General features: G+C 70.5%; 19 protein-coding genes and 1 pseudogene. 8 read left to right on the forward strand and 12 right to left on the reverse strand.

The features are described from left to right. The first annotated feature begins 106 nt into the window (after positions 1-106). The 4 genes and pseudogenes from ACZ7EG_RS21880 (at position 107) to mgt (ending at position 4,498) form a co-directional block, all read left to right on the forward strand. Entirely contained in the window at positions 107-1,087 is a 981-nt protein-coding gene (locus tag ACZ7EG_RS21880) for a carbohydrate ABC transporter permease (protein WP_471081244.1), read from the forward strand. Next, positions 1,084-1,917: a carbohydrate ABC transporter permease gene (locus tag ACZ7EG_RS21885; RefSeq protein WP_471081247.1), complete on the forward strand. Its 834-nt coding sequence runs from the start codon at positions 1,084-1,086 to the stop codon at positions 1,915-1,917. The genes ACZ7EG_RS21880 and ACZ7EG_RS21885 overlap by 4 nt, the downstream gene beginning before the upstream one ends. Beyond that, positions 1,917-3,191, forward strand: coding sequence for an ABC transporter substrate-binding protein (locus ACZ7EG_RS21890; RefSeq protein WP_471081250.1), 1,275 nt, complete (start codon positions 1,917-1,919; stop codon positions 3,189-3,191). Before ACZ7EG_RS21885 ends, ACZ7EG_RS21890 begins: the two co-directional genes overlap by 1 nt. Positions 3,192-3,243: 52 nt before the next feature. Then, positions 3,244-4,498, forward strand: a pseudogene (gene mgt / locus ACZ7EG_RS21895) (macrolide-inactivating glycosyltransferase). Between the two features lie 27 nt (positions 4,499-4,525). Here the strand turns inward: mgt and ACZ7EG_RS21900 are convergent. Then, positions 4,526-5,476 carry a zinc metalloprotease gene (locus ACZ7EG_RS21900; protein WP_471081252.1) on the reverse strand — a complete coding sequence of 317 codons (951 nt, stop codon included), beginning with the start codon at positions 5,474-5,476 and terminating at the stop codon, positions 4,526-4,528. A 202-nt stretch (positions 5,477-5,678) separates the two neighbouring features. On the opposite strand from ACZ7EG_RS21900, the gene ACZ7EG_RS21905 reads away from it, so the two are divergent. Continuing rightward, the gene (locus ACZ7EG_RS21905) at positions 5,679-5,996 is read left to right on the forward strand and encodes a hypothetical protein (RefSeq protein WP_471081255.1); all 318 of its coding nucleotides are present in this window, start codon (positions 5,679-5,681) and stop codon (positions 5,994-5,996) included. A 149-nt stretch (positions 5,997-6,145) separates the two neighbouring features. Here the strand turns inward: ACZ7EG_RS21905 and ACZ7EG_RS21910 are convergent, their stop codons facing one another. Then, positions 6,146-8,401: an MMPL family transporter gene (locus tag ACZ7EG_RS21910; RefSeq protein WP_471081257.1), complete on the reverse strand. Its 2,256-nt coding sequence runs from the start codon at positions 8,399-8,401 to the stop codon at positions 6,146-6,148. A gap of 339 nt (positions 8,402-8,740) precedes the next feature. On the opposite strand from ACZ7EG_RS21910, the gene ACZ7EG_RS21915 reads away from it, so the two are divergent. From ACZ7EG_RS21915 to ACZ7EG_RS21925, 3 genes are all read left to right on the forward strand, one after another. Continuing rightward, positions 8,741-9,289, forward strand: coding sequence for a DUF1697 domain-containing protein (locus tag ACZ7EG_RS21915; protein ID WP_471081260.1), 549 nt, complete (start codon positions 8,741-8,743; stop codon positions 9,287-9,289). After that, positions 9,282-9,656 (forward strand): nuclear transport factor 2 family protein, encoded by a 375-nt coding sequence (locus ACZ7EG_RS21920; protein ID WP_471081263.1) that lies wholly within the window; start codon positions 9,282-9,284, stop codon positions 9,654-9,656. Before ACZ7EG_RS21915 ends, ACZ7EG_RS21920 begins: the two co-directional genes overlap by 8 nt. Before the next feature lie 181 nt (positions 9,657-9,837). Then, positions 9,838-10,665, forward strand: a complete 828-nt coding sequence (locus ACZ7EG_RS21925; protein WP_471081267.1) for a GvpL/GvpF family gas vesicle protein — start codon at positions 9,838-9,840, stop codon at positions 10,663-10,665. Between the two features lie 25 nt (positions 10,666-10,690). Here ACZ7EG_RS21925 and ACZ7EG_RS21930 read toward each other — a convergent pair whose 3' ends face one another. The 10 genes from ACZ7EG_RS21930 to ACZ7EG_RS21975 all read right to left on the reverse strand — a co-directional run bounded on the left by ACZ7EG_RS21930 (position 10,691) and on the right by ACZ7EG_RS21975 (position 19,933). Then, on the reverse strand, positions 10,691-11,431 hold the full coding sequence (locus tag ACZ7EG_RS21930; RefSeq protein ID WP_471081270.1) for a sirohydrochlorin chelatase: 741 nt from the start codon (positions 11,429-11,431) through the stop codon (positions 10,691-10,693). A gap of 5 nt (positions 11,432-11,436) precedes the next feature. After that, positions 11,437-12,333: an ABC transporter permease gene (locus tag ACZ7EG_RS21935; protein ID WP_471081273.1), complete on the reverse strand. Its 897-nt coding sequence runs from the start codon at positions 12,331-12,333 to the stop codon at positions 11,437-11,439. Then, the gene (locus ACZ7EG_RS21940) at positions 12,320-13,108 is read right to left on the reverse strand and encodes an ABC transporter ATP-binding protein (RefSeq protein ID WP_471081867.1); all 789 of its coding nucleotides are present in this window, start codon (positions 13,106-13,108) and stop codon (positions 12,320-12,322) included. Before ACZ7EG_RS21940 ends, ACZ7EG_RS21935 begins: the two co-directional genes overlap by 14 nt. 46 nt (positions 13,109-13,154) lie before the next feature. Further along, positions 13,155-14,261: an ABC transporter substrate-binding protein gene (locus ACZ7EG_RS21945; RefSeq protein WP_471081276.1), complete on the reverse strand. Its 1,107-nt coding sequence runs from the start codon at positions 14,259-14,261 to the stop codon at positions 13,155-13,157. A 250-nt stretch (positions 14,262-14,511) separates the two neighbouring features. Beyond that, positions 14,512-15,846, reverse strand: a complete 1,335-nt coding sequence (locus ACZ7EG_RS21950) for a sulfate adenylyltransferase subunit 1 (protein ID WP_471081279.1) — start codon at positions 15,844-15,846, stop codon at positions 14,512-14,514. 2 nt (positions 15,847-15,848) lie between these two features. Continuing rightward, the gene (gene cysD, locus ACZ7EG_RS21955; RefSeq protein WP_471081282.1) at positions 15,849-16,787 is read right to left on the reverse strand and encodes a sulfate adenylyltransferase subunit CysD; all 939 of its coding nucleotides are present in this window, start codon (positions 16,785-16,787) and stop codon (positions 15,849-15,851) included. Continuing rightward, the gene (gene cysC, locus ACZ7EG_RS21960; protein ID WP_471081285.1) at positions 16,784-17,320 is read right to left on the reverse strand and encodes an adenylyl-sulfate kinase; all 537 of its coding nucleotides are present in this window, start codon (positions 17,318-17,320) and stop codon (positions 16,784-16,786) included. The genes cysD and cysC overlap by 4 nt, the downstream gene beginning before the upstream one ends. 23 nt (positions 17,321-17,343) lie before the next feature. Further along, the gene (locus ACZ7EG_RS21965) at positions 17,344-18,054 is read right to left on the reverse strand and encodes a phosphoadenylyl-sulfate reductase (protein WP_471081288.1); all 711 of its coding nucleotides are present in this window, start codon (positions 18,052-18,054) and stop codon (positions 17,344-17,346) included. Next, positions 18,051-18,239: a hypothetical protein gene (locus tag ACZ7EG_RS21970; protein ID WP_471081290.1), complete on the reverse strand. Its 189-nt coding sequence runs from the start codon at positions 18,237-18,239 to the stop codon at positions 18,051-18,053. Before ACZ7EG_RS21970 ends, ACZ7EG_RS21965 begins: the two co-directional genes overlap by 4 nt. Further along, entirely contained in the window at positions 18,236-19,933 is a 1,698-nt protein-coding gene (locus ACZ7EG_RS21975) for a nitrite/sulfite reductase (RefSeq protein WP_471081292.1), read from the reverse strand. The genes ACZ7EG_RS21970 and ACZ7EG_RS21975 overlap by 4 nt, the downstream gene beginning before the upstream one ends. Positions 19,934-20,016: the final 83 nt, after the last annotated feature.

Here is a 20,016-nt window from a genome sequence, read left to right on the forward strand (position 1 = left end):
AGTGTCGCATCGGCACAGGTCGGACGGCGTACGCGGTGCCTTGACGAGGCATATGGCCTCCACGAGCATGACCAGGCCGGCCGAGCCGCGCAGAGGGGCTGATTCCGTGACACCGGTGACCGAGGCAGCATCCCCTTCGCCTCCTCCGCCGCCCTCGCCGCCTTCGACACCGGGGCGGCGGGCCGGCCGCGGACCCGGCGGGCACCGGCCCCGGCACGCCGTCGACCACGGCGCCTGGTTCCTGGTGCTGCCCGCCCTGATCCCGATCCTCGTCCTCAGCGTCGGACCGCTGCTGTACGGCATCCTGCTGGCCTTCACCGACGCCCAGTCGGGCCGCGTTCAGCCCACCCGCTGGATCGGCGCCCTCAACTTCCGGGACCTGCTGCACGACACGCTCTTCTGGGAGTCGTTCCGGGTCGGGCTGGTGTGGGCGGTCGGCGTGACCGTGCCGCAGTTCCTGCTCGCATTGGGCCTCGCCCTGCTGCTCAACCAGGACCTGCGGCTGCGCTGGCCGGCCCGGGCCCTGGCGATCATCCCCTGGGCCATGCCCGAGGTCGTCGTCGGCATCATGTGGCGGCTCGTCTACAACCCGGACGCGGGCATCCTCAACGAGACCCTGCGCGACCTCGGTCTGGGCAGCGGCCGGGACTGGCTCAGCGGACTGGCGACCGCGCTGCCCGCCGTGATCGTCGTCGGCGTCTGGGCGGGCATGCCCCAGACGACGGTCGCGCTGCTCGCCGGGCTGCAGAACACCCCGCGCGAACTGCACGAGGCGGCGGCGGTCGACGGCGCGGGCGCCTGGCGCCGCTTCCGCACGGTCACGTGGCCCGCCCTCAGGCCCATCGCCCTCGCCATCACCGCCCTCAACCTGATCTGGAACTTCAACTCCTTCGCCCTGGTCTACGTGCTGACCAGCGGCGGCCCCGGCGGCAGGACCCGCCTGCCCATGCTCTTCGCCTATGAAGAGGCCTTCCGCTACGGCCAGTTCGGCTACGCGGCGGCGATGGGCTGCGTGATGGTGGCCGTGATCTCGATCGCCCTGGCCGTCTTCCTCGCCGGCCGCCTCAAGGGGGGTGGCGACGCGTGAAGACCGGCCGCCCGGCCCGCGCCGGCCAGTACGCCGCGCTGCTCGCCTACCTCGTCTTCCTCGCCTTCCCGTTCCTCTGGCTGGTCTCCACCGCGTTCAAGCCGCCGCGCGAGCTCGGCAGCCTGCACCCGACGTGGATCCCGAAGGACCCCACCCTCGACAACTTCCGGCAGGCCTTCGACGAACAGCCGCTGCTGCACGCCGCCCTCAACTCCCTGCTCGCCGCGCTCGCGGCGGCCGTCATCGCCGTGCTGATCGCGACACCGATGGCCTATGCCGTCGCCCGGCGCCGCTCACGGCTCGCGAAGGCGGTGACGGGCTGGGTGGTGGTCAGCCAGGCGTTCCCCTTCGTCCTGCTGATCATCCCGCTGTTCCTCGTGCTGAAGAACCTGGGCCTGATCAACTCCGTGCCGGGGCTGGTGCTGGTGTACGTGGTGTGGGCGCTGCCCTTCGCGCTGTGGATGCTCGCCGGGTACGTACGGGCCGTACCGCCGGAACTGGAGGAGGCCGCGGCGGTCGACGGGGCGGGCCGGGTGCGGACGCTGGTGTCGGTGACCGCGCCGTTGCTCGCGCCGGGCATCGTGGCGACCGGACTGTTCGCGTTCATCACCGCGTGGAACGAGTTCTTCTTCGCGCTCGTGCTCCTCAAGACTCCGGAGAAACAGACCCTGCCCGTGGTCCTCACCCACTTCATCGGTGCCGAAGGCGTCGCCGACCTCGGCCCGCTCGCGGCCGCCGCGTTCCTCGCGACCCTGCCGTCCCTGGTGGTCTTCGCCCTCATCCAGCGGCGGATCACGGGCGGCATGCTCACCGGGGCGGTGAAGAGCTGATGCGCACCCGCCTGCTCGCCCTCGTCCTCCTGCTGCTGCTCGCGGGCTGCTCCTCCGGCGGCACCCGCGACGACGGCCGGATCACCCTGCGCTTCCAGTCGCTGGCCTGGCAGGAGGAGTCCGTCGAGGCCAACAAGCAGTTGGTGAAGGAGTGGAACGCCACCCATCCGGACGTCCGGGTCGAGTACGTCCAGGGCACCTGGGACAGCGTCCACGACCAACTCCTCACCGCCTTCGAGGGCGGCGAGGCGCCCGACATCATCCACGACGCCTCCGACGACCTCGCGGACTTCGCCTACGGCGGCTACCTCGCCGAACTCACCGGCCTGCTGCCCGCGAGGCTGAAGTCGGACATTCCGCAGCGCAGTTGGGAGACCACGACCTTCGGGGACGGCGTCTACGGCGTGCCGTTCCTCCAGGAACCGCGCGTGCTGATCGCCAACGCCACCTGGCTCGGGAAGTCCGGCGTGCGGATCCCGACGGCGCAGAAGCCGTGGAGCTGGGCCGAGTTCCGCCGGATCACCGAGCGCCTCAGCGGCCGGGGGAAGTACGGCGTCGCCTGGCCGCTGAGGGAACCCGTCTCCGCCACGCTCAACCTCTCGCTGTCGGCGGGCGGGCGATTGTTCCACCGCGGGCCGGACGGCAAGGTGACGGTGCGGTTCGGGGCGGCCGACCAGGTGGTGCCGCGTACGGTTCACGCCCAGGCGAACACCGACCGCAGTGCCTCGCCGACGACCCTGGGCAGCGGCGGCTCCGACACGCTGCCCGGCTTCTTCGCGGGACGGTACGCGATGGTCCCGCTCGGTTTCTCCTACCGCCAGCAGATCGCCCGGCAGGCCCCCAAGGGCTTCGACTGGGAGGTGCTGCCCGCTCCGGCGGGGGCCGGCGGCCTCACCCAGGGCGTCAGCCCGCAGACGCTCTCCATCGCCGAGGACTGCCCGCACAAGGAGGAGGCCGCGGAGTTCCTCGACTTCTTCCTCAGACCACCGAACATGGTCCGCCTCGCCCTCGGCGACTGGATGCTGCCCACCGGCAGACAGGCCCTGAAGGATCCCGCCCTGCACCGGACGAAGGACGGCTGGGACACCGGCACCGCCCTCGCCGAGCACCTGAGACCGGCACCGGCCCAGTCCGTCCGCGGTTACCCGGAGTGGAAGGACAAGGTCGCCACGCCCGCGTTCCAGGAGTACTACAGCGGGGCGATCGGCCTGCGTGAGCTGCGCGTTCGTCTGGAGGAGGACGGCAACCTGGTGCTGGCGCGCTACCAGCGCTGACGGCGCCGCCATCTCCGGGGGCGCACGGTCCGGCCGTCCGGCGGCAAACTGGTTGCACGAGACGTCTCGTCTCGCATACGGTCGGGCGCATGACCAGTCGCGCCCACATCGCCATGTTCTCCATCGCCGCCCACGGCCACGTGAACCCGAGTCTGGAGGTGATCCGCGAGCTCGTGGCGCGCGGCCACCGGGTGACCTACGCGATCCCTCCGGTCTTCGCGGGCAAGGTCGCGGGCACCGGCGCCGAGGTGAAGCCCTGGAACTCGACCCTGCCCTCGCCCGACGACGACCCGGAAGCGTGGGGGGACACGCTGCTGGACAACGTCGAGCCGTTCCTGGACGACGCCGTCCAGGCCCTCCCACAGCTGATCGAGGCCTACGAGGGCGACGAGCCGGACCTCGTCCTGCACGACATCGCCTCCTACCCGGGCCGCGTGCTCGCCCACCGCTGGGGCGTCCCCGCGGTCTCCCTCTCGCCGGCCATGGTCGCCTGGGAGGGGTACGAGGAGGAGGTCGCACGGCCGCTGTGGGAGGAGCCGAAGAAGACCGAGCGGGGCCGCGCCTACTACGCCCGCTTCCAGGCCTGGCTGGAGGAGAACGGGATCCACCGGCACCCCGACGACTTCGGGGGCCGGCCCGACCGTTCGATCGTTCTGCTCCCCAAGGCGCTCCAGCCGAACGCGGACCGTGTCGACCAGCGCGTGTACTCCTTCGTCGGAACCTGCCAGGGCGACCGCACCGCCGAGGGCGGCTGGCAGCGGCCGGCCGATGCCGAGAAGGTCGTGCTCGTCTCCCTCGGGTCCGCCTTCACCAAGCGGCCCGGCTTCTACCGGGAGTGCGTCAAGGCGTTCGGCGATCTGCCGGGCTGGCACCTGGTGCTCGCGGTCGGCAAGCACGTCGACCCGGCCGGATTCGCGGACGTGCCGGACAACGTCGAAGTACGCACCTGGGTCCCGCAGTTGGCGATCCTGAAGCAGGCCGACCTGTTCGTCACGCACGCGGGCATGGGCGGCAGCCAGGAGGGCCTGGTCACCGCCACGCCGATGATCGCCGTACCGCAGGCCGCGGACCAGTTCGGCAACGCGCAGACGCTCCAGGGTCTCGGCGTCGCCCGCTGCGTGACCACCGAGGAGGCGACCGGAGAGACCTTGCGCGCGGCGGCCCTCGCCCTGGTCGGCGACCCGGAGGTGGCCCGGCGCCTGAAGGAACTCCAGGCGGAGACGGCCCAGGAGGGCGGCACGCGACGCGCGGCCGACCTCATCGAAGCCGAACTGGCCGCCGTGCGGGGTTCTGCCGGCGCCCCCTAGGCCGTGCCCTCACCCGTCAGGTCTTCGTCACACCGCGACGGCCTGACGGGTGAGAGTCAGTCGGGCGTTGTCGAGCGTGGCGTCCATGCGTGCCGACTGGCCCTTGGTGAACATGAACATCGCGGCGTCGTCGGTGTAGTCCATGTAGTTCATGAACATGTCGCCGGCCGGTCCGTTGCCGCACGTCACATGGGGGAAGGTGGGGGAACCGGTGTTCGCCCCGGCCTGGTTGGGGGTGTCCGCCACGAAGTCGCTGCCGCTGCAGCCCTCGTCGTCGTCGCCCCAGATGTGCCGCAGGTTCAGCCAGTGCCCGATCTCGTGCACGGCCGTGCGGCCGCCGTCGAAGGGGGCCGTCGCGGTGCCGGTGGTACCGAGGGCGGTGTGGGTGACGACCACGCCGTCCGTGGAGGCGGCACCGCCCGGGAACTGGGCGTAGCCCAGCAGCCCGCGGCGCAGCTGACAGACCCAGAGGTTCAGATAGATGTCCGCGGGCCAGGCGTCCTGGCCCCCGCTCAGGCTGAACTTGACCAGGTCGTCGGTGCCCCAGTCGTCGTCCGCGCTCTCGGTGCGCGTGATGCCGTCCGTCGGGCGGCCCAGCGGGTCGGTGCGGGCGAGGTGGAACTGCAGCCGCGCGTCGGCCACCAGGTCCTGCCAGACCTCGGGCACCTTGCTCACATCCGTGTTGCTCGCGCGGAAATCCTGGTTGAGCACGTCGATCTGACTGTGGATCTGGGCGTCGCTCACGTTCTGTTCGGGGTGGCTGTGCACGACGTGTACGACGACCGGGATGTCGATCAGGCCCTGTCGGGCGGTGACCTGATCCATCGACTCGTAGGCGAACGCGGTGTTCTCGATCAGGGCCCGGTTCTCGGCGTACTCCGGGTTCAGGGTGAGGAGTCTGCGGTGCACCTCCATGGCGCCGCACCAGTGGCTGTAGTCGGGCGAGGTGGCGCGAAGGAATGCCTGCGCATCGGACATGGCGTGCCCTTCGAGGGGAGCGGGGGTTGTGCCGCGCACGCGGCTGCGGAACTGCGCGTCTGAGACGCGTCGCGAGGGCCGGGCGACGTCGGGCGGAGCGATCGGTTGCCCGTTCCTCCCTGACTCATACACTGATAATTCTAGTCACTTTGGTGCAAGAGCGACAATATGGACGACGTCGGATGAGTGAGGTGGCCGGGTCATGCGAGAGCCCCCGCCGGGCCTGTTCCGCTCGTGGCTGCACTCCTACGAGGAGGACCACGAGGATGTGCGGGTCTACCGGCCGGACGACTTCCCCTTCCCGCCCGCGCGCGGTCGCCGCGGCATGGAGTTCGCCCCCGACGGCACCCTTGTCGACCACCCGCTGGGTCGCGGCGACGCCCCCGGCGCCGTGCCCGGCCACTGGCGGCTCGTGTCGGACCGTCACCTCGCTCTCACCTTCGGGGGCGCCCGTCCGGACCGGGAACTGGAGATCGTGCGCTGCGACGAGCAGGTGCTCCAGGTGCGACGGCTGATGTAGCGCCCGTTCGCGGACCTGAACCATCCCAAGTTGAATGAGGAACCTTACGGTTGAGGTCCGATGCTCCAGAGCAACTGCCGCGTGACAGGGCGTGGCAGGGCCCGTCGGTTGCCCCGGCAACCGACGGGCCCCCTCGCACACCGTGGCGATCAGACCTTGAGGGGCTCGCTCTCGCCGTCCCGCTCCGCCGTCCCGTCGATCGCCTGCGGCGTCTCGTCGTGCGTGAGATCCGGCATCCGGTGCAGCCACTTCGGCAGGTACCAGTTCCGCTCGCCGAGCAGCGCCATCACGGCCGGCAGCAGCACGCCCCGGATGATCGTCGCGTCGATGAGCACCGCCGCCGCGAGGCCGACGCCCATCTGCTTCATGGACTGCATGGACAGCGTCCCGAAGATCGCGAACACGGCGACCATGATGACCGCGGCACTGGTCACCACCCCGGCCGTGGTGACCACGCCGTGCCGGATCGCGTCCTTCGTCGCAAGACCCCGCAGCCGCGCCTCACGGATCCGGGAGACCACGAACACGTGGTAGTCCATCGACAGGCCGAACAGGATCACGAAGAGGAACAGCGGCAGCCAGGTGATGATCGCGCCGACGCCCTCCGCGCCCACCAGGGACGCGCCCCAGCCGTGCTGGAAGACGGCGACGAGAATGCCGTACGCGGCGCCCACCGACAGCAGGTTGAGCACGATCGACGTGACCGCGATGGTCAGCGAGCGGAACGACAGCAGCATCAGCACGAAGGCGAAGACCACGACGAACGCGAAGACCGGGACGACGGCGCCCGCCAGCTGGTCGTTGAAGTCCTCGGAACCGGCCACCTGCCCGGTGATGGGCGCTTCCACCCCGTCGACCCTGCCGAGCGTGGCCGGGCGCACCTCGTCGCGCAGCTTGTCCAGGCTGGCGCCCGCCTTGTCCAGGTCGGATCCGCCGACGAGCGGGACATAGACGAACGCGACGTTCTGCGCGTCGTGCAGCTTGATCTCCACCGGCCCCCGCGAGGCGCCCGAACTGATCGCCCGGTCACGGAAGTCGGCGAGCGCGGACTTCACCTCCGGGGCGTTGATGTCGCGCGCCTTGACGATCACCTCGGCCGGCTCGGAACCGCCCGGGAAGGCGTCGTTGAGCCGGTTGTACGTCTGCACGATGGGCAGTGAGTCGCCGAACTCCTGGTCCAAAGTGAGCTGTTGCGTCTTCATGCCGAGCGCGGGAGCCGTGACGGCCAGCAGCGCACCGGCCGCCACGACGACCGCGATCACCGGCTTGGCGAGGACGCGCCGCAGCACGGCCGTCCAGAACCGGCTGTCCTGACTGCCACTGCCGCCCCGCTTGCGCCGCCGCAGGAACGGTATGCGGCCCTTCTCGACGCGCCCGCCCAGCAGCGACAGCAGCGCGGGCAGCACGGTCACGGACCCCACCATCGCCACGGCCACCACCATCAGCGAGGCCAGACCCATCGCCTCGAACTCGGCGAGCCCCGTGAAGAGCATGCCCGCCATGGCCACGCACACCGTGACACCCGAGACGACGATCGCCCGGCCACTGGTCGCGGCGGCGATCCGCAGGGCCGTCTGCGCGTCCCGGCCGGCCTCGCGCTCCTCGCGCTCGCGGCGCAGATAGAACAGGCAGTAGTCGACGCCGACCGCCATGCCGACCAGCAGCATCACGGAGTTGGCGGTCTCGCTCATCGGCTGGAGGTGGCTGACGACGCCCATCAGGCCCATCGTCGCCATGATCGCGGTGATCGCCAGCGCCACCGGCAGCAGCGCAGCGACCAGCGCGCCGAAGGCGATGAGCAGGATGCCGAAGGCCACCGGCACCGCGGAGTACTCGGCCTTCTTGAAGTCGTCGCCGTACGCGTCGGCGAACGTCTTCATCATGCTGGCGCCGCCGATCTCCTCGATCCGCAGCGACTCGTGGTCCTGCTGGACGCCCTCGACGGCCTTCAGCACCGGTTCGATCCGCTCGCCGGCGGTGTCGGCCTCGCCGCGCACGTCGAACTGCACGAGCGCGCTGCGGCCGTCCTTCGAGATCGTCTTCGTGTCGTAAGGCGAGGTCACCTCGGTGACCCGGCCGGTCCCCTCGACCGCTCGCACGACGGCGTCGACGGCCTCCCGGAACTCGCCGTCCGTCGCCTTCAGCTCACCGCCCTTGGCCTGGATCAGCACCGTCTCGCCGGCCGGCTCGTCGATCCCGGCGTCCTCGATGATCCGCGCGGCGGTGTGCGTCTCGCCCTGCAGCTGGTCGCTGTCCTTGACGTCGACCCGGCCCGCCGCCGAACCGAGCCCCATCGCCAGGACGACGAACAGCACCCAGATGCCGACGGCAGCCCATCGGTGCCGGGCGCTCCAGCCGCCGGCCCGGGCAGCGAAGCCCCGCACCCGTATGTCTCCGTTCCCCATGACCGGCTTGCCCCCTCGTGAAGCGGTGGCGGCCCCCTGCCGCCTCCTTTCGCTTCGAAGGTATGGGCCGGATAAAGCCATCTCGTCGTGCTGCCCGGTGAAGTGACAGGGCCGGAACTCATCCCCACGGAGTGAGCCTCTCCCCACTGGGGAGGACCCCCGGCGACTGTGGTCCCTTACACCTATCGACAGACAAATCGGGCTCCTCGGGTGTGTGGATCCTGAGCAGACGGTTGTGCCCGGCGAAGACCGATGAGTAATTTACGGGGCCGGGCAACTGCCCGCCGCGGCCGTCGTGCCCACCCCCACGGGGCACGACGGCCGCTTTATCGTGAGCGGATGACGACGACATACGCGGCCCTGCTGCGCGGCATCAACGTGGGCGGCAGCAGGAAGGTCCCCATGGCCGACCTGCGCACGCTCCTGACGGACCTCGGCCACGACGACGTCCGCACCTACCTGCAGAGCGGCCAGGCCGTGTTCTCCTGCGGACACGGCGACGAGGAGTCGCTGGCCGCCGGGATCGCGCAGGCCGTCGAGAAGCGCTTCGGGTTCGGCGTCGACGTGATCGTGCGCGACCACGCCTATCTCCAGGCGATCGCCGACGCCTGCCCGTTCCCGGCCGCCGACCTGGAACCCAAGCAGCTCCATGTCACCTACTTCTCCGCCCCCGTCACCCCCGACCGCTTCGCGGAGATCGACCAGGAGGCCTGCCTCCCCGAGGAGTTCCGCCTCGGCGACCGGGCCCTGTACCTGTACGCCCCGAACGGCCTGGGCCGCTCCAAGCTGGCCGAGCACCTGTCGAAACCGCGCATCAACAAGGGCGTGATCGCCACGACCCGCAACTGGAACACCGTCGTCAAGCTGGTGGAGATGACCGGTGCCTGAGCACAACCCGGCCGTCGAGTCCGCGATGGAGGGCGAACTCGCCCTGCTCACCCCGAAGGTCCGCCGCTCGCCCGAACGGGTCGGGGCGCTGCTCCACCCCGACTTCCATGAGTTCGGCGCCTCGGGCCGGCACTGGAGCCGGGCCGCCATCGTCGCCTCGCTGGCCGCGACCACCGAGCCGGGAGACCGCCCCGTCGCCGTCTCCGCCCTCAGAGGCGTCCAGCTCGCGCCGGACCTCGTCCACCTCACGTACGACACGGAGTACGACGGCAGCCGCGCACACCGCAGTTCACTGTGGCGGCGCACGGAGGGCCGCTGGCTGCTCTACTTCCACCAGGCGACCCCGTTCAGCGAACGGGCAACGTGACGCGCCGGCCCCCGCGGGTAGGGCGTGCACGACGTCATGTCGGCCCTGCCCTCCGGGGCCGGGCAACCCGTCGGCCGTCCCTGTGAACACCTCCGCCGTCCGCTGCGTACCTACCGGCGGACGGCACGAGAACGGAGTCTCGCGAGAGGAATCGCACGGCCACCGACAGGAGCCCGCAGTCATGAGCGACACGAACCTCGTCTACGCCTACGCGGTCCTGCGCCGCACCCCCGAGGCCGCGGCGGTCACCCCCCATCTGCGCGGTGTCGCCGGAGAACCGATCCACCTGATCACCCCGGCCGTCACCGGCCCCCAGCTCGCCTTCGCCATCGGCCACGTCCCGCCCGCCGACTACGACGACCTCCCCCTCCAGGCCCACCTCCACGACGTCGACTGGCTGGAGTCCACGGTCCGCTCCCACCACGCCGTCGTGGCCGCACTGGTCGCCTCCGGCGCCGCCGTACTGCCCCTGCGCCTCGCCACCGTCTACCGCGACGAGGACCGCGCCCGCCAGGCCCTGGACACCCGGCGTGGCTACTTCCTCTCCCTGCTCGACCGCCTCACGGGCCATGTCGAACTCGGCGTCAAGACCTACGCCGCCCCGGGCATCACCCCACCCGAAGCCGACACCGAGTCCGCACCGGACCCGGTCACGGGCCTCGGAGTCGGCCGCGCCTACCAGGTCATCCGCCGCCGCAGGCAACGCCGGAACGACGAGGCCTGGCGTTCGGTCACCCAGGCCGCCGCCCGCCTCACCGACACGGCCGCCGCCCTCGCCGTCGACCGCGTCGCCCACACCCCCGAACGCGGCAGCCTGGCGGGCTCGGCCCCCGGCACCAACATCGGCAACGACGCCTACCTCGTCCCGGCCGACCGCGTCCACGCCTTCCGCACGGGCCTCCTCGCGACCGCCGAGGGCATCCCCGGTCTCCGCGTGGAGATCAGCGGCCCGTGGGCCCCGTACTCCTTCGCCCTGCAACCGGAACCGTACGAGGAACCGGCGGCGTGAGCGCGGGCCCGCAGCCCGGCTGACGTCAGGCGCTCGCGGCCGCCGGCAGTGGCATCCGGGCCGCCTCGTACCGCTCCAGCACCACCCGTGCCACCTCCGGCGCCGGGCCCAGGACGTCTGCCAGGACATCCGCCTCGGCCGCGCCCCGGGCGATACGGTCCGGGAGGAAGCCGGGCGCCAGGACGTACGGGGCGACGGCGACGCGGGAGCAGCCGAGGGCGCGGAGTTCGCGGACGGCGTCCTCCGTGCGCGGAAGGGATGCGGAGGCGAACGCAGGCCGCACGGCGCACCAGCCGGTGTGCCGCCACTCCCGCGCGATGTCTGCGATCACTGCGATCGCCTCCGGGTCGGTGGACCCCGCCGAGGCCAGGACGACCCCGGTCGAGGACTTGTCGGCGGGCGTCAGACCCGCCTCGTACAGGCGCCGCTCCAGCGCTGTCAGGAGCAGGGGAGAGGGGCCGAGGACGTCCGCCTGGTGGATGCGCAGCTGCGGGGGCGCGTCCGCGAGGACCGCGGGGATGTCCGCCTTCGCGTGGAACGCCCGGGTGAGCAGGAGGGGCAGGGCGACGACGTCGCGGACGCCCTGCACCGCGAGGGACTCCAGGACCCCCTGCACCGAGGGGACGTTGAAGTCCAGGAAGCCCGTCTCCACCCGTACGTCGGGGCGCGTCGCGCGCACCCGGCGCACCAGGGCGTGCACCGTCGCGGCATGGCGCGGGTCGCGGCTGCCGTGGGCGATGACGAGGAGGACGGGCTTGTTGGTCATGGGACTCAGTTCTTCACCAGCAGGCCGCGGCTGCGCAGCACCCACCGCTCCAAGGGGCTGAAGATCAGCAGGTCGATGGCGATGCCGACGATCAGGATGAGCAGGATCGCCTCGAACACCATGGCCATGTCGCTGGCGTTGCGGCCGTTCTCCAGCAACTGTCCGAGGCCGACGCCGAGGTCGGGGAAGGACGCGATGATCTCGGCGGCCATCAGGGAGCGCCAGGAGAAGGCCCAGCCCTGCTTCAGACCCGCCACGTAGCCGGGCAGGGCGGCGGGCAGGACGATGTGCCAGGTGCCCTTCAGGCCCGTGGCGCCGAGCGTGCGGCCCGCGCGCAGGAACAGCGGGGGCACCTGGTCGACGCCCGAGACCAGGCCGTTGGCGATCGAGGGGACCGCGCCGAGCAGGATCACCGCGTACATCATCGAGTTGTTCAGGCCCAGCCAGATCACCGCCGGTGGCACCCAGGCGACCGACGGCAGGGACTGCAGGCCCGACAGGATCGGGCCGATCGCCGCGCGGATGAACTTCACCCGGGCGACGATCAGGCCCAGCGGCGTGCCGATGAGCAGGGCGAAGAGGAACCCGAGCAGACCGCGCGAGACGCTGGTCCAGATGTAGCCGAGCAGCTCGCCCTGGAGCCACGCCGTGTGCACGACGTCCCACACCGCGGACGGCGCGGGCAGCTTGGTCGGGTCGTCGACGACCTTGAACGAGACGAGTGCCTGCCAGACCGCGAGGACCAGGGCGACAGCGAGGACGGGCGGCAGGATCTTCTGGGTGAAGGTCTGCCGGAACGGGGTCCGGCTCGTCTGCCGCGTCTCCAGCGCGTCGAGGCCCGCCTCCAACCCGGCGAGATCGTTGCCGTCCTTGGCGACGGTCGTCGAATCAGTGCTGGCCATGACGGCGGATCTCCCCACGCAGTTCTTCGGTGATCTCGACGGACAGTTCCGCCACGGCGGTGTCCTCGATGCGGCGCGGATGCGGGATGCCGACCGTCCACTCACGCGCGATCCGCCCGGGACGGGACGACAGCAGCACCACGCGCTGGGCGAGCCGTACCGCCTCGCGCACGTTGTGCGTGACGAACAGGACGGAGACCTGCGTCTCGCGCCAGATGCGGGTCAGCTCGTCGTGCAGCACGTCCCGCGTGATGGCGTCCAGCGCCGCGAACGGCTCGTCCATCAGCAGCAGTTTGCTCTCCTGCGCGAGCGCACGGGCCAGCGCGACGCGCTGGCGCATGCCGCCCGACAGTTCGTGCACCCGCTTGCCGTACGCGCCCTTCAGCCGCACCAGTTCGAGCAGTTCCTCGGCACGCTCCCGGCGCTCGGCCTTCGGCACGCCCCGCAGCTTCAGGGCGAGTTCGATGTTCTTGCCCGCGGTCAGCCACGGGAACAGCGCGTGCTCCTGGAACATCAGCGCCGGACGGCCGTCCGTGGCGATCTCGCCGGCGCTGGGGCGGTCCAGGCCCGCCACCAGGTTGAGCAGGGTGGACTTGCCGCAGCCCGAGGCCCCCAGGAGGGTGACGAACTCTCCGGGCGCGACATCGAGGGTGATGTCGTCCAGGACGAGCTGCTGCCCTGCGGGACCCGGATACGACTTCGACACGTGCTCGATCCGGGCGGCGTGTGTGGCCGACTCGGTGCCGTCGGCGGCCTTGGCGAGGGTCGTGGCCATGGTCGTCACCTCCTGGGAACTCTTCATGCGGCTTCGGGATGCGGGCTTACTTCACGCCGAGACCGGCGTCGTCGACCGCGGGCTCGCCCTCGGCCTTGAGGACCTTGTTCAGCGGCGCGAGGTCGTAGATGCCCTTCAGGTCCGGCTTCTGCAGCAGGCCCGCCTTCACCGCGTGCTCCGCCTCGATGCTGAGGGTGGAGGCCAGCGGGTCGTCGGTGAACCGGATCGACTTCCATGCCGGGTCCAGCACGTCGGCGGGCAGCGCCTTGCCGGAGTCCTCCTCCAGCTGCTTGTTCGCCGCCGCCTTCGCCGCGTCCGGGTTGGCGTTGATCCACTTGTTGGTCTCGACCGAACCCTTGAGCACGGCCTCGACGACCTTCGGGTGCTTCGTGAGGAAGTCCTGCCGCACGATGATGTTCGTGATCACGAACTTCTTGTCCGGCCACAGCGTGGACTCGTCGAGCAGCACCTTGCCGCCCTCGGCGACCAGCTTCGACGCGGTCGGCTCCGGCACCCAGCCGCCGTCGATCGAACCGGACTTGTACGCGTCCGGGGTGACCTTGTTGTCGCTGCGGACGACCGTGACGTCACCCTTGCCGCTCTGCGGGTCGACCTTCCAGCCCTGCTCGGCCGCCCAGTTGAGGAAGGCCACGTCCTGCGTGTTGCCGAGCTGCGGGGTCGCGATCCGCTTGCCCTTGACGTCCTTCAGCGACTTGATCTTGTCCGGGTTCACCACGAGCTTCACGCCGCCGGAGGCCGATCCGCCGATGATGCGCAGGTTCTTGCCCGCGGCCTTGGTGTAGCCGTTGATGGCGGGGGAGGGGCCGATCCAGCCGATGTCGATCGAACCGGAGTTGAGTGCCTCGATCTCGGACGGGCCGGCGTTGAAGATGGCCGGCTTGACCTCGGTGGCGCCGAGCGCCTTCTGGAAGATGCCCTTCTGCACACCCACCAGCGCGGTGCCATGGGTCAGATTGCCGAAGTAGCCGATCTTGACGCTGTCGAGTCCGTCGATCTTCTTCGCCCCGGCGGCGACCTTGGCGGCGCCGTCGTCGTCCTTGGCCTGCGAGCCGTAACCGCAGGCGGCCAGCGTGAGCAGGGGAAGCGCGGCGATGACCGCAAGACTGCGGCGAAGAGCGGATGAAGCAGGCACGGGAGGTGGTCCTCTCACCAGGCCCGGCGGTCACGGTCTTTCAGGTCGTGGCCGGGAGGTCGGCAGGTTTTCGTCTACGGCGGTGGGGGGTGAGGGCGCGCATGCGGTGCGCGTACGTCAGCGCACACATCGCGCCACTCCGCCCTGCCCTCCCCCAAACTCCGTTTGGGGGCACCCCCAGCCGAGAGCACCGCTGCCGACGCGGCCGCCCTCCTTGGCGAACATCGAGTAGAAGTCGGGGGAGGTCATGTCAGAAGTCCCACCCGTCGTCCTCCGACTCGTCCTTGACCGGCTCGGGGGCCGCGAAGGACTCGCCGACCATGCCGGCGGTGAGGGTCTGGCCGTCGTTCGGGTCGATCAGGATGAACGAGCCGGTGCGGCGCGAGTCGGCGTAGGAGTCGACCGGCAGCGGCTCGGCGGTACGGATCTTCACCCGGCCGATGTCGTTGGCGACGAGCTGTCCCGGGTGCGGGTGCAGGGACAGGTCGTCGAGCGTGAGGCGGGACGGGATGTCCTTGACGATCGCCTTGACCGTGCGGGTGCCGTGCTTGAGGAGCACCCGGTGGCCGACCGTCAGCGGGGCGTCGGCGACATGGCAGACCGTCGCCTCGATGTCCTGCGTCGTCGCGGGAGCGTCCTTGCTCGGCACGATCAGGTCGCCGCGCGAGATGTCGATGTCGTCCTCCAGCAGGAGGGTCACCGACTGCGTCGTCCAGGCCACGTCCACCGGCTCGCCCAGCAGGTCGATGCCGGAGATCTTCGAGGCCCGGCCGGACGGCAGCACCGTGACGGACTCGCCGACGCGGAAGGAACCGGCCGCGATCTGACCGGCGTAGCCCCGGTAGTCCGGGTGGTCCGAATTCTGCGGACGGATCACGTACTGCACGGGCAGCCGGGCGTGGCAGTGGCTCAGGTCGTGGCTGACCGGCACCGTCTCCAGGTGCTCCAGCACCGTCGGGCCGCCGTACCAGTCCATGTTCGCGGAAGGCTCCACCACGTTGTCGCCGACGAGCGCCGAGATCGGGATCGCGGTGACCTCTGGGACGCCCAGCTCGGTCGCGTACGCCGTGAACTCCTCGGCGATGGCGGCGAACACCTTCTCCTCGTAGCCGACGAGGTCCATCTTGTTGACGGCGAGGACCACGTGCGGCACGCGCAGCAGGGCGGCGATGGCCGCGTGCCGGCGGGTCTGCTCGACCACGCCGTTGCGGGCGTCGACCAGGATCACCGTCAGCTCGGCGGTGGAGGCGCCGGTGACCATGTTCCGCGTGTACTGCACATGGCCGGGGGTGTCGGCGAGGATGAACCGCCGCAGGGGCGTGGCGAAGTAGCGGTAGGCCACGTCGATGGTGATGCCCTGCTCCCGCTCGGCCCGCAGGCCGTCCGTCAGCAGCGCGAGGTCCGGCGCCTCCTGGCCCCGGCTCGCGGAGACGCGCTCCACGGCCTCCAGCTGGTCGGTGAGGACCGACTTGGAGTCGTGCAGCAGCCGGCCCACGAGGGTGGACTTGCCGTCGTCGACGGAACCGGCGGTGGCGAACCGCAGAAGCGTCGTTTCCGCGAGTTCCTCGGTGGTGATGGTGCTCATCTCTAGAAGTACCCCTCGCGCTTGCGGTCTTCCATCGCGGCCTCGGACATCTTGTCGTCGGCGCGGGTGGCGCCGCGCTCGGTGAGCCGGGAGGCGGCGATCTCCACGATCACCTTCTCGATGGTGTCGGCGTCGGAGTCCACCGCGCCGGTGCAGGACATGTCACCCACGGTCCGGTAGCGCACGAGCCGCTTCTCGACCCGCTCGCCGTCCTTCGGCCCGCCCCACTCGCCGGCGGTCAGCCACATGCCGCTGCGGGAGAACACCTCGCGCTCGTGCGCGTAGTAGATCTGCGGCAGCTCGATGCCCTCGCGGGCGATGTACTGCCACACGTCCAGCTCGGTCCAGTTGGACAGCGGGAACACGCGGACGTGCTCACCGGGCGCGTGCCGGCCGTTGTACAGGTTCCACAGCTCCGGGCGCTGCCGGCGCGGGTCCCACTGGGAGAACTCGTCGCGCAGGGAGAACACCCGTTCCTTGGCGCGGGCCTTCTCCTCGTCGCGGCGCCCGCCGCCGAAGACGGCGTCGAACTTCTCCGCCTGGATCTTCTCGGTCAGCGGCAGCGTCTGCAGCGGGTTGCGGGTGCCGTCCGGGCGCTCCTTGAGGACACCGCGGTCGATGTAGTCCTGCACGGAGGCCACGTGCAGCCGCAGCCCGTGCTTCTCCACCGTGCGGTCGCGGTAGTCGAGGACCTCGGGGAAGTTGTGCCCGGTGTCCACGTGCAGCAGCGAGAACGGCACCGACGCCGGCCGGAAGGCCTTCAGTGCCAGGTGCAGCATGACGATGGAGTCCTTGCCGCCGGAGAAGAGGATCACCGGCCGCTCGAACTCGCCCGCCACCTCGCGGAAGATGTGCACCGCCTCGGACTCGAGGGCGTCGAGGTGGGAGAGCGCGTACGGGCTTTCGGTCCCCTCGGAAACGGTGGCGACGGTCGTCGTCATGCCAGTCCCCTTTCGCTGAGCAGGGCGTACACGGACGCCGCGGACTCCTGCACGGTCTGGTTCTGCGACTCGATGCGCAGGTCGGGCGACTCGGGCGCCTCGTACGGGTCGTCGACCCCGGTGAGCCCGGTGAGCTCGCCCGCGGCCTGCTTGGCGTACAGCCCCTTCACGTCCCGCTCGCTGCACACCTCGACGGGTGTCGCGACATGGACCTCGACGTAGCCGGTGCCGTTCGCCCGGTGGCGCTTGCGCACCGCCTCGCGGCTGTCCTGGTACGGCGCGATGACCGGGACGAGGGCGAGCACGCCGTTGCGGGCGAGCAGCTCGGCGACGAAGCCGATGCGCTGCACGTTGGTGTGCCGGTCCTCGCGGCTGAAGCCGAGGCCCGCCGAGATGAACTCGCGGATCTCGTCGCCGTCGAGCACCTCGACCCGGTGACCCTCCTCGCGGAGGCGGCCGGCCAGTTCGTAGGCGATCGTGGTCTTGCCGGCGCTCGGCAGACCCGTGAGCCAGACGGTGGCTCCGGTCGTCACGTCACTCTCCTGAATCGTCGTCGTCATCCGTGCAGCCCGCACTCGGTCTTGCTGCGGCCGGCCCAGCGGCCGGCACGGGCGTCCTCGCCCTGAAGGACCCGGCGGGTGCAGGGGGCGCAGCCGACGGAGGCGTAACCGTCCATCAGCAGCGGGTTGGTCAGCACGCCGTGCTCGGTGACGTAGGCGTCCACGTCGTCCTGGGTCCAGCGGGCGATCGGGGAGATCTTGACCTTCTGCCGCTTCTCGTCCCAGCCGACCACCGGGGTGTTCGCCCGGGTCGGGGACTCGTCGCGGCGCAGACCGGTCGCCCAGGCCTGGTAGTCCTTCAGGCCCTCTTCCAGCGGCTGCACCTTGCGCAGCTTGCAGCACAGGTCGGGGTTGCGGTCGTGCAGCTTCGGGCCGTACTCCGCGTCCTGCTCGGCGACCGTCTGGCGCGGGGTGAGCGTGATGAGGTTGACGTCCATCACGGCCTCGACCGCGTCGCGGGTGCCGATGGTCTCCTCGAAGTGGTAGCCGGTGTCGAGGAAGACCACGTCGACGCCGGGCATGGCGCGGGAGGCGAGGTGGGCGACCACCGCGTCCTCCATGGAGGAGGTCACGCAGAAACGCTTGCCGAACGTCTTCGCCGCCCACTGGAGGATCTCCAGCGCGGAGGCGTCTTCAAGATCGCGGCCCGCCTGCTCGGCGAGCTGCTTCAGGTCCTCGGTGGTGCGCTCTTCCTGAGCGGTCGTCATATCTGTGCCCCTCCGGAATCGGATCGCTTCGGTCCCCGGGACAGCAGCCCGAGGAACTTCAGCGAGAAGGCCCGGCTGCACGCCGCGCATTCCCACGCGCCGTGCCTGCCCTCCGCGGCCTCGCTCGGACGCAGGTCCTCGTCGCCGCAGTAGGGGCAGTAGAACGGTGCCGCCCGCTCGCTCACGACAGGGCCTCCTCGCCGGCCCGCGCCGCCCACGCGGCGAACCGCTCGCCGTCCTCGCGCTCGGCCTGGAACCGCTTCAGGACGCGCTCGACGTAGTCGGGCAGTTCCTCGGAGGTGACCTTCAGGCCGCGGACCTTGCGGCCGAAACCGGCCTCCAGACCCAGGGCGCCGCCCAGGTGCACCTGGTAACCCTCGACCTGCTCGCCCTGGTCGTTGAGCATGAGCTGGCCCTTGAGACCGATGTCCGCGACCTGGATACGGGCGCAGGCGTTCGGGCAGCCGTTGAGGTTGATGGTGAGCGGCTCGTCGAAGTCCGGCAGACGGCGCTCCAGTTCGTCGATCAGCTGCGAGCCGCGCTGCTTGGTCTCGACGATGGCGAGCTTGCAGAACTCGATGCCGGTGCAGGCCATGGTGCCGCGCCGGAACGTGGAGGGCCGGGCGGTGAGGTCGAGCGCCTCCAGGGCCTCGACGAGCGAGTCGACCTGGCTCTCCTCGACGTCGAGGACGATCATCTTCTGCTCGACGGTGGTGCGCACCCGGCCCGAGCCGTGGGCCTCGGCGAGGTCGGCGATCTTGGTGATCGTCGCGCCGTCGACGCGGCCCACGCGCGGGGCGAAACCGACGTAGAACCGGCCGTCCTTCTGCCGGTGCACACCGATGTGGTCGCGCCACAGCTGGGAGGGCTGCTCCGGGGCGGGCCCGTCGACCAGCTTGCGCTTGAGGTACTCGTCCTCCAGGACCTGGCGGAACTTCTCCGCGCCCCAGTCCGCGACGAGGAACTTCAGGCGGGCACGGGTGCGCAGCCGGCGGTAGCCGTAGTCACGGAAGATCGAGATGACGCCCTCGTAGACGTCCGGCACGTCGTCGATCGACACCCAGGCGCCCAGCCGCACACCCAGCTTGGGGTTGGTGGACAGGCCGCCGCCGACCCACACGTCGAAGCCGGGGCCGTGCTCGGGGTGGACGACACCGACGAACGCGACGTCGTTGATCTCGTGCACCACGTCCAGCACCGGCGAGCCCGAGATCGCCGTCTTGAACTTGCGGGGGAGGTTCGAGTACGCCGGGTTGTTCAGGACGCGGCGCTTCATCTCCTCCAGGGCCGGGGTGGCGTCGATGATCTCGTCCTCGGCGATGCCCGCCACCGGCGAGCCGATCATCACACGCGGCGTGTCGCCGCAGGCCGTGACCGTGGACAGCCCCACGGCCTCCAGCCGGTTCCAGATCTCGGGGACGTCCTCGATGCGGATCCAGTGGTACTGGACGTTCTGCCGGTCCGTGATGTCGGCGGTGCCGCGCGCGAACTCCTGCGAGATCTCGCCGATGACCCGCAGCTGCCGCGTGGTCAGTGCGCCGCCGTCGATCCGGACGCGCAGCATGAAGAACTCGTCGTCCAGCTCCTCCGGCTCCAGGATCGCCGTCTTGCCGCCGTCGATGCCGGGCTTGCGCTGGGTGTACAGCCCCCACCAGCGCATACGGCCGCGCAGGTCGTTCGGGTCGATCGAGTGGAAGCCCCGCTTGGAGTAGATCGTCTCAATGCGTGTCCGCACATTGAGACCGTCGTCGTCCTTCTTGAACTGCTCGTTGCCGTTGAGTGGGGTGTGGTGCCCCACGGCCCACTGACCCTCACCGCGGTGACGGCTCACCTTGCGGCGGGGAGTCGCGGCAGCAGGGTTCTGCGGGGTGGCGGCCATGGTTGATACGTCCTTCGGGACAGGCGGGAAAGCGGCTCTGACCTGCGCGCGCGGGCGCATGGGCATGGGGCGCGTCATTGCGC

The organism is Streptomyces sp. NPDC037100 (assembly GCF_055606225.1).

What these genes read in the sequence shown, in the direction of transcription:
- ACZ7EG_RS21925 (WP_471081267.1), top strand. Translation starts at nt 9,838, where the DNA reads ATGAGCGACACGAACCTCGTCTACGCCTACGCGGTCCTGCGCCGCACC.
- ACZ7EG_RS21965 (WP_471081288.1), bottom strand. Translation starts at nt 18,054, where the DNA reads ATGACGACCGCTCAGGAAGAGCGCACCACCGAGGACCTGAAGCAGCTC.
- cysD (WP_471081282.1), bottom strand. Translation starts at nt 16,787, where the DNA reads ATGACGACGACCGTCGCCACCGTTTCCGAGGGGACCGAAAGCCCGTAC.
- ACZ7EG_RS21940 (WP_471081867.1), bottom strand. Translation starts at nt 13,108, where the DNA reads ATGGCCACGACCCTCGCCAAGGCCGCCGACGGCACCGAGTCGGCCACA.
- ACZ7EG_RS21905 (WP_471081255.1), top strand. Translation starts at nt 5,679, where the DNA reads ATGCGAGAGCCCCCGCCGGGCCTGTTCCGCTCGTGGCTGCACTCCTAC.
- ACZ7EG_RS21890 (WP_471081250.1), top strand. Translation starts at nt 1,917, where the DNA reads ATGCGCACCCGCCTGCTCGCCCTCGTCCTCCTGCTGCTGCTCGCGGGC.
- ACZ7EG_RS21910 (WP_471081257.1), bottom strand. Translation starts at nt 8,401, where the DNA reads ATGGGGAACGGAGACATACGGGTGCGGGGCTTCGCTGCCCGGGCCGGC.
- ACZ7EG_RS21935 (WP_471081273.1), bottom strand. Translation starts at nt 12,333, where the DNA reads ATGGCCAGCACTGATTCGACGACCGTCGCCAAGGACGGCAACGATCTC.
- ACZ7EG_RS21950 (WP_471081279.1), bottom strand. Translation starts at nt 15,846, where the DNA reads ATGAGCACCATCACCACCGAGGAACTCGCGGAAACGACGCTTCTGCGG.
- ACZ7EG_RS21900 (WP_471081252.1), bottom strand. Translation starts at nt 5,476, where the DNA reads ATGTCCGATGCGCAGGCATTCCTTCGCGCCACCTCGCCCGACTACAGC.
- ACZ7EG_RS21930 (WP_471081270.1), bottom strand. Translation starts at nt 11,431, where the DNA reads ATGACCAACAAGCCCGTCCTCCTCGTCATCGCCCACGGCAGCCGCGAC.
- ACZ7EG_RS21975 (WP_471081292.1), bottom strand. Translation starts at nt 19,933, where the DNA reads ATGGCCGCCACCCCGCAGAACCCTGCTGCCGCGACTCCCCGCCGCAAG.
- ACZ7EG_RS21915 (WP_471081260.1), top strand. Translation starts at nt 8,741, where the DNA reads ATGACGACGACATACGCGGCCCTGCTGCGCGGCATCAACGTGGGCGGC.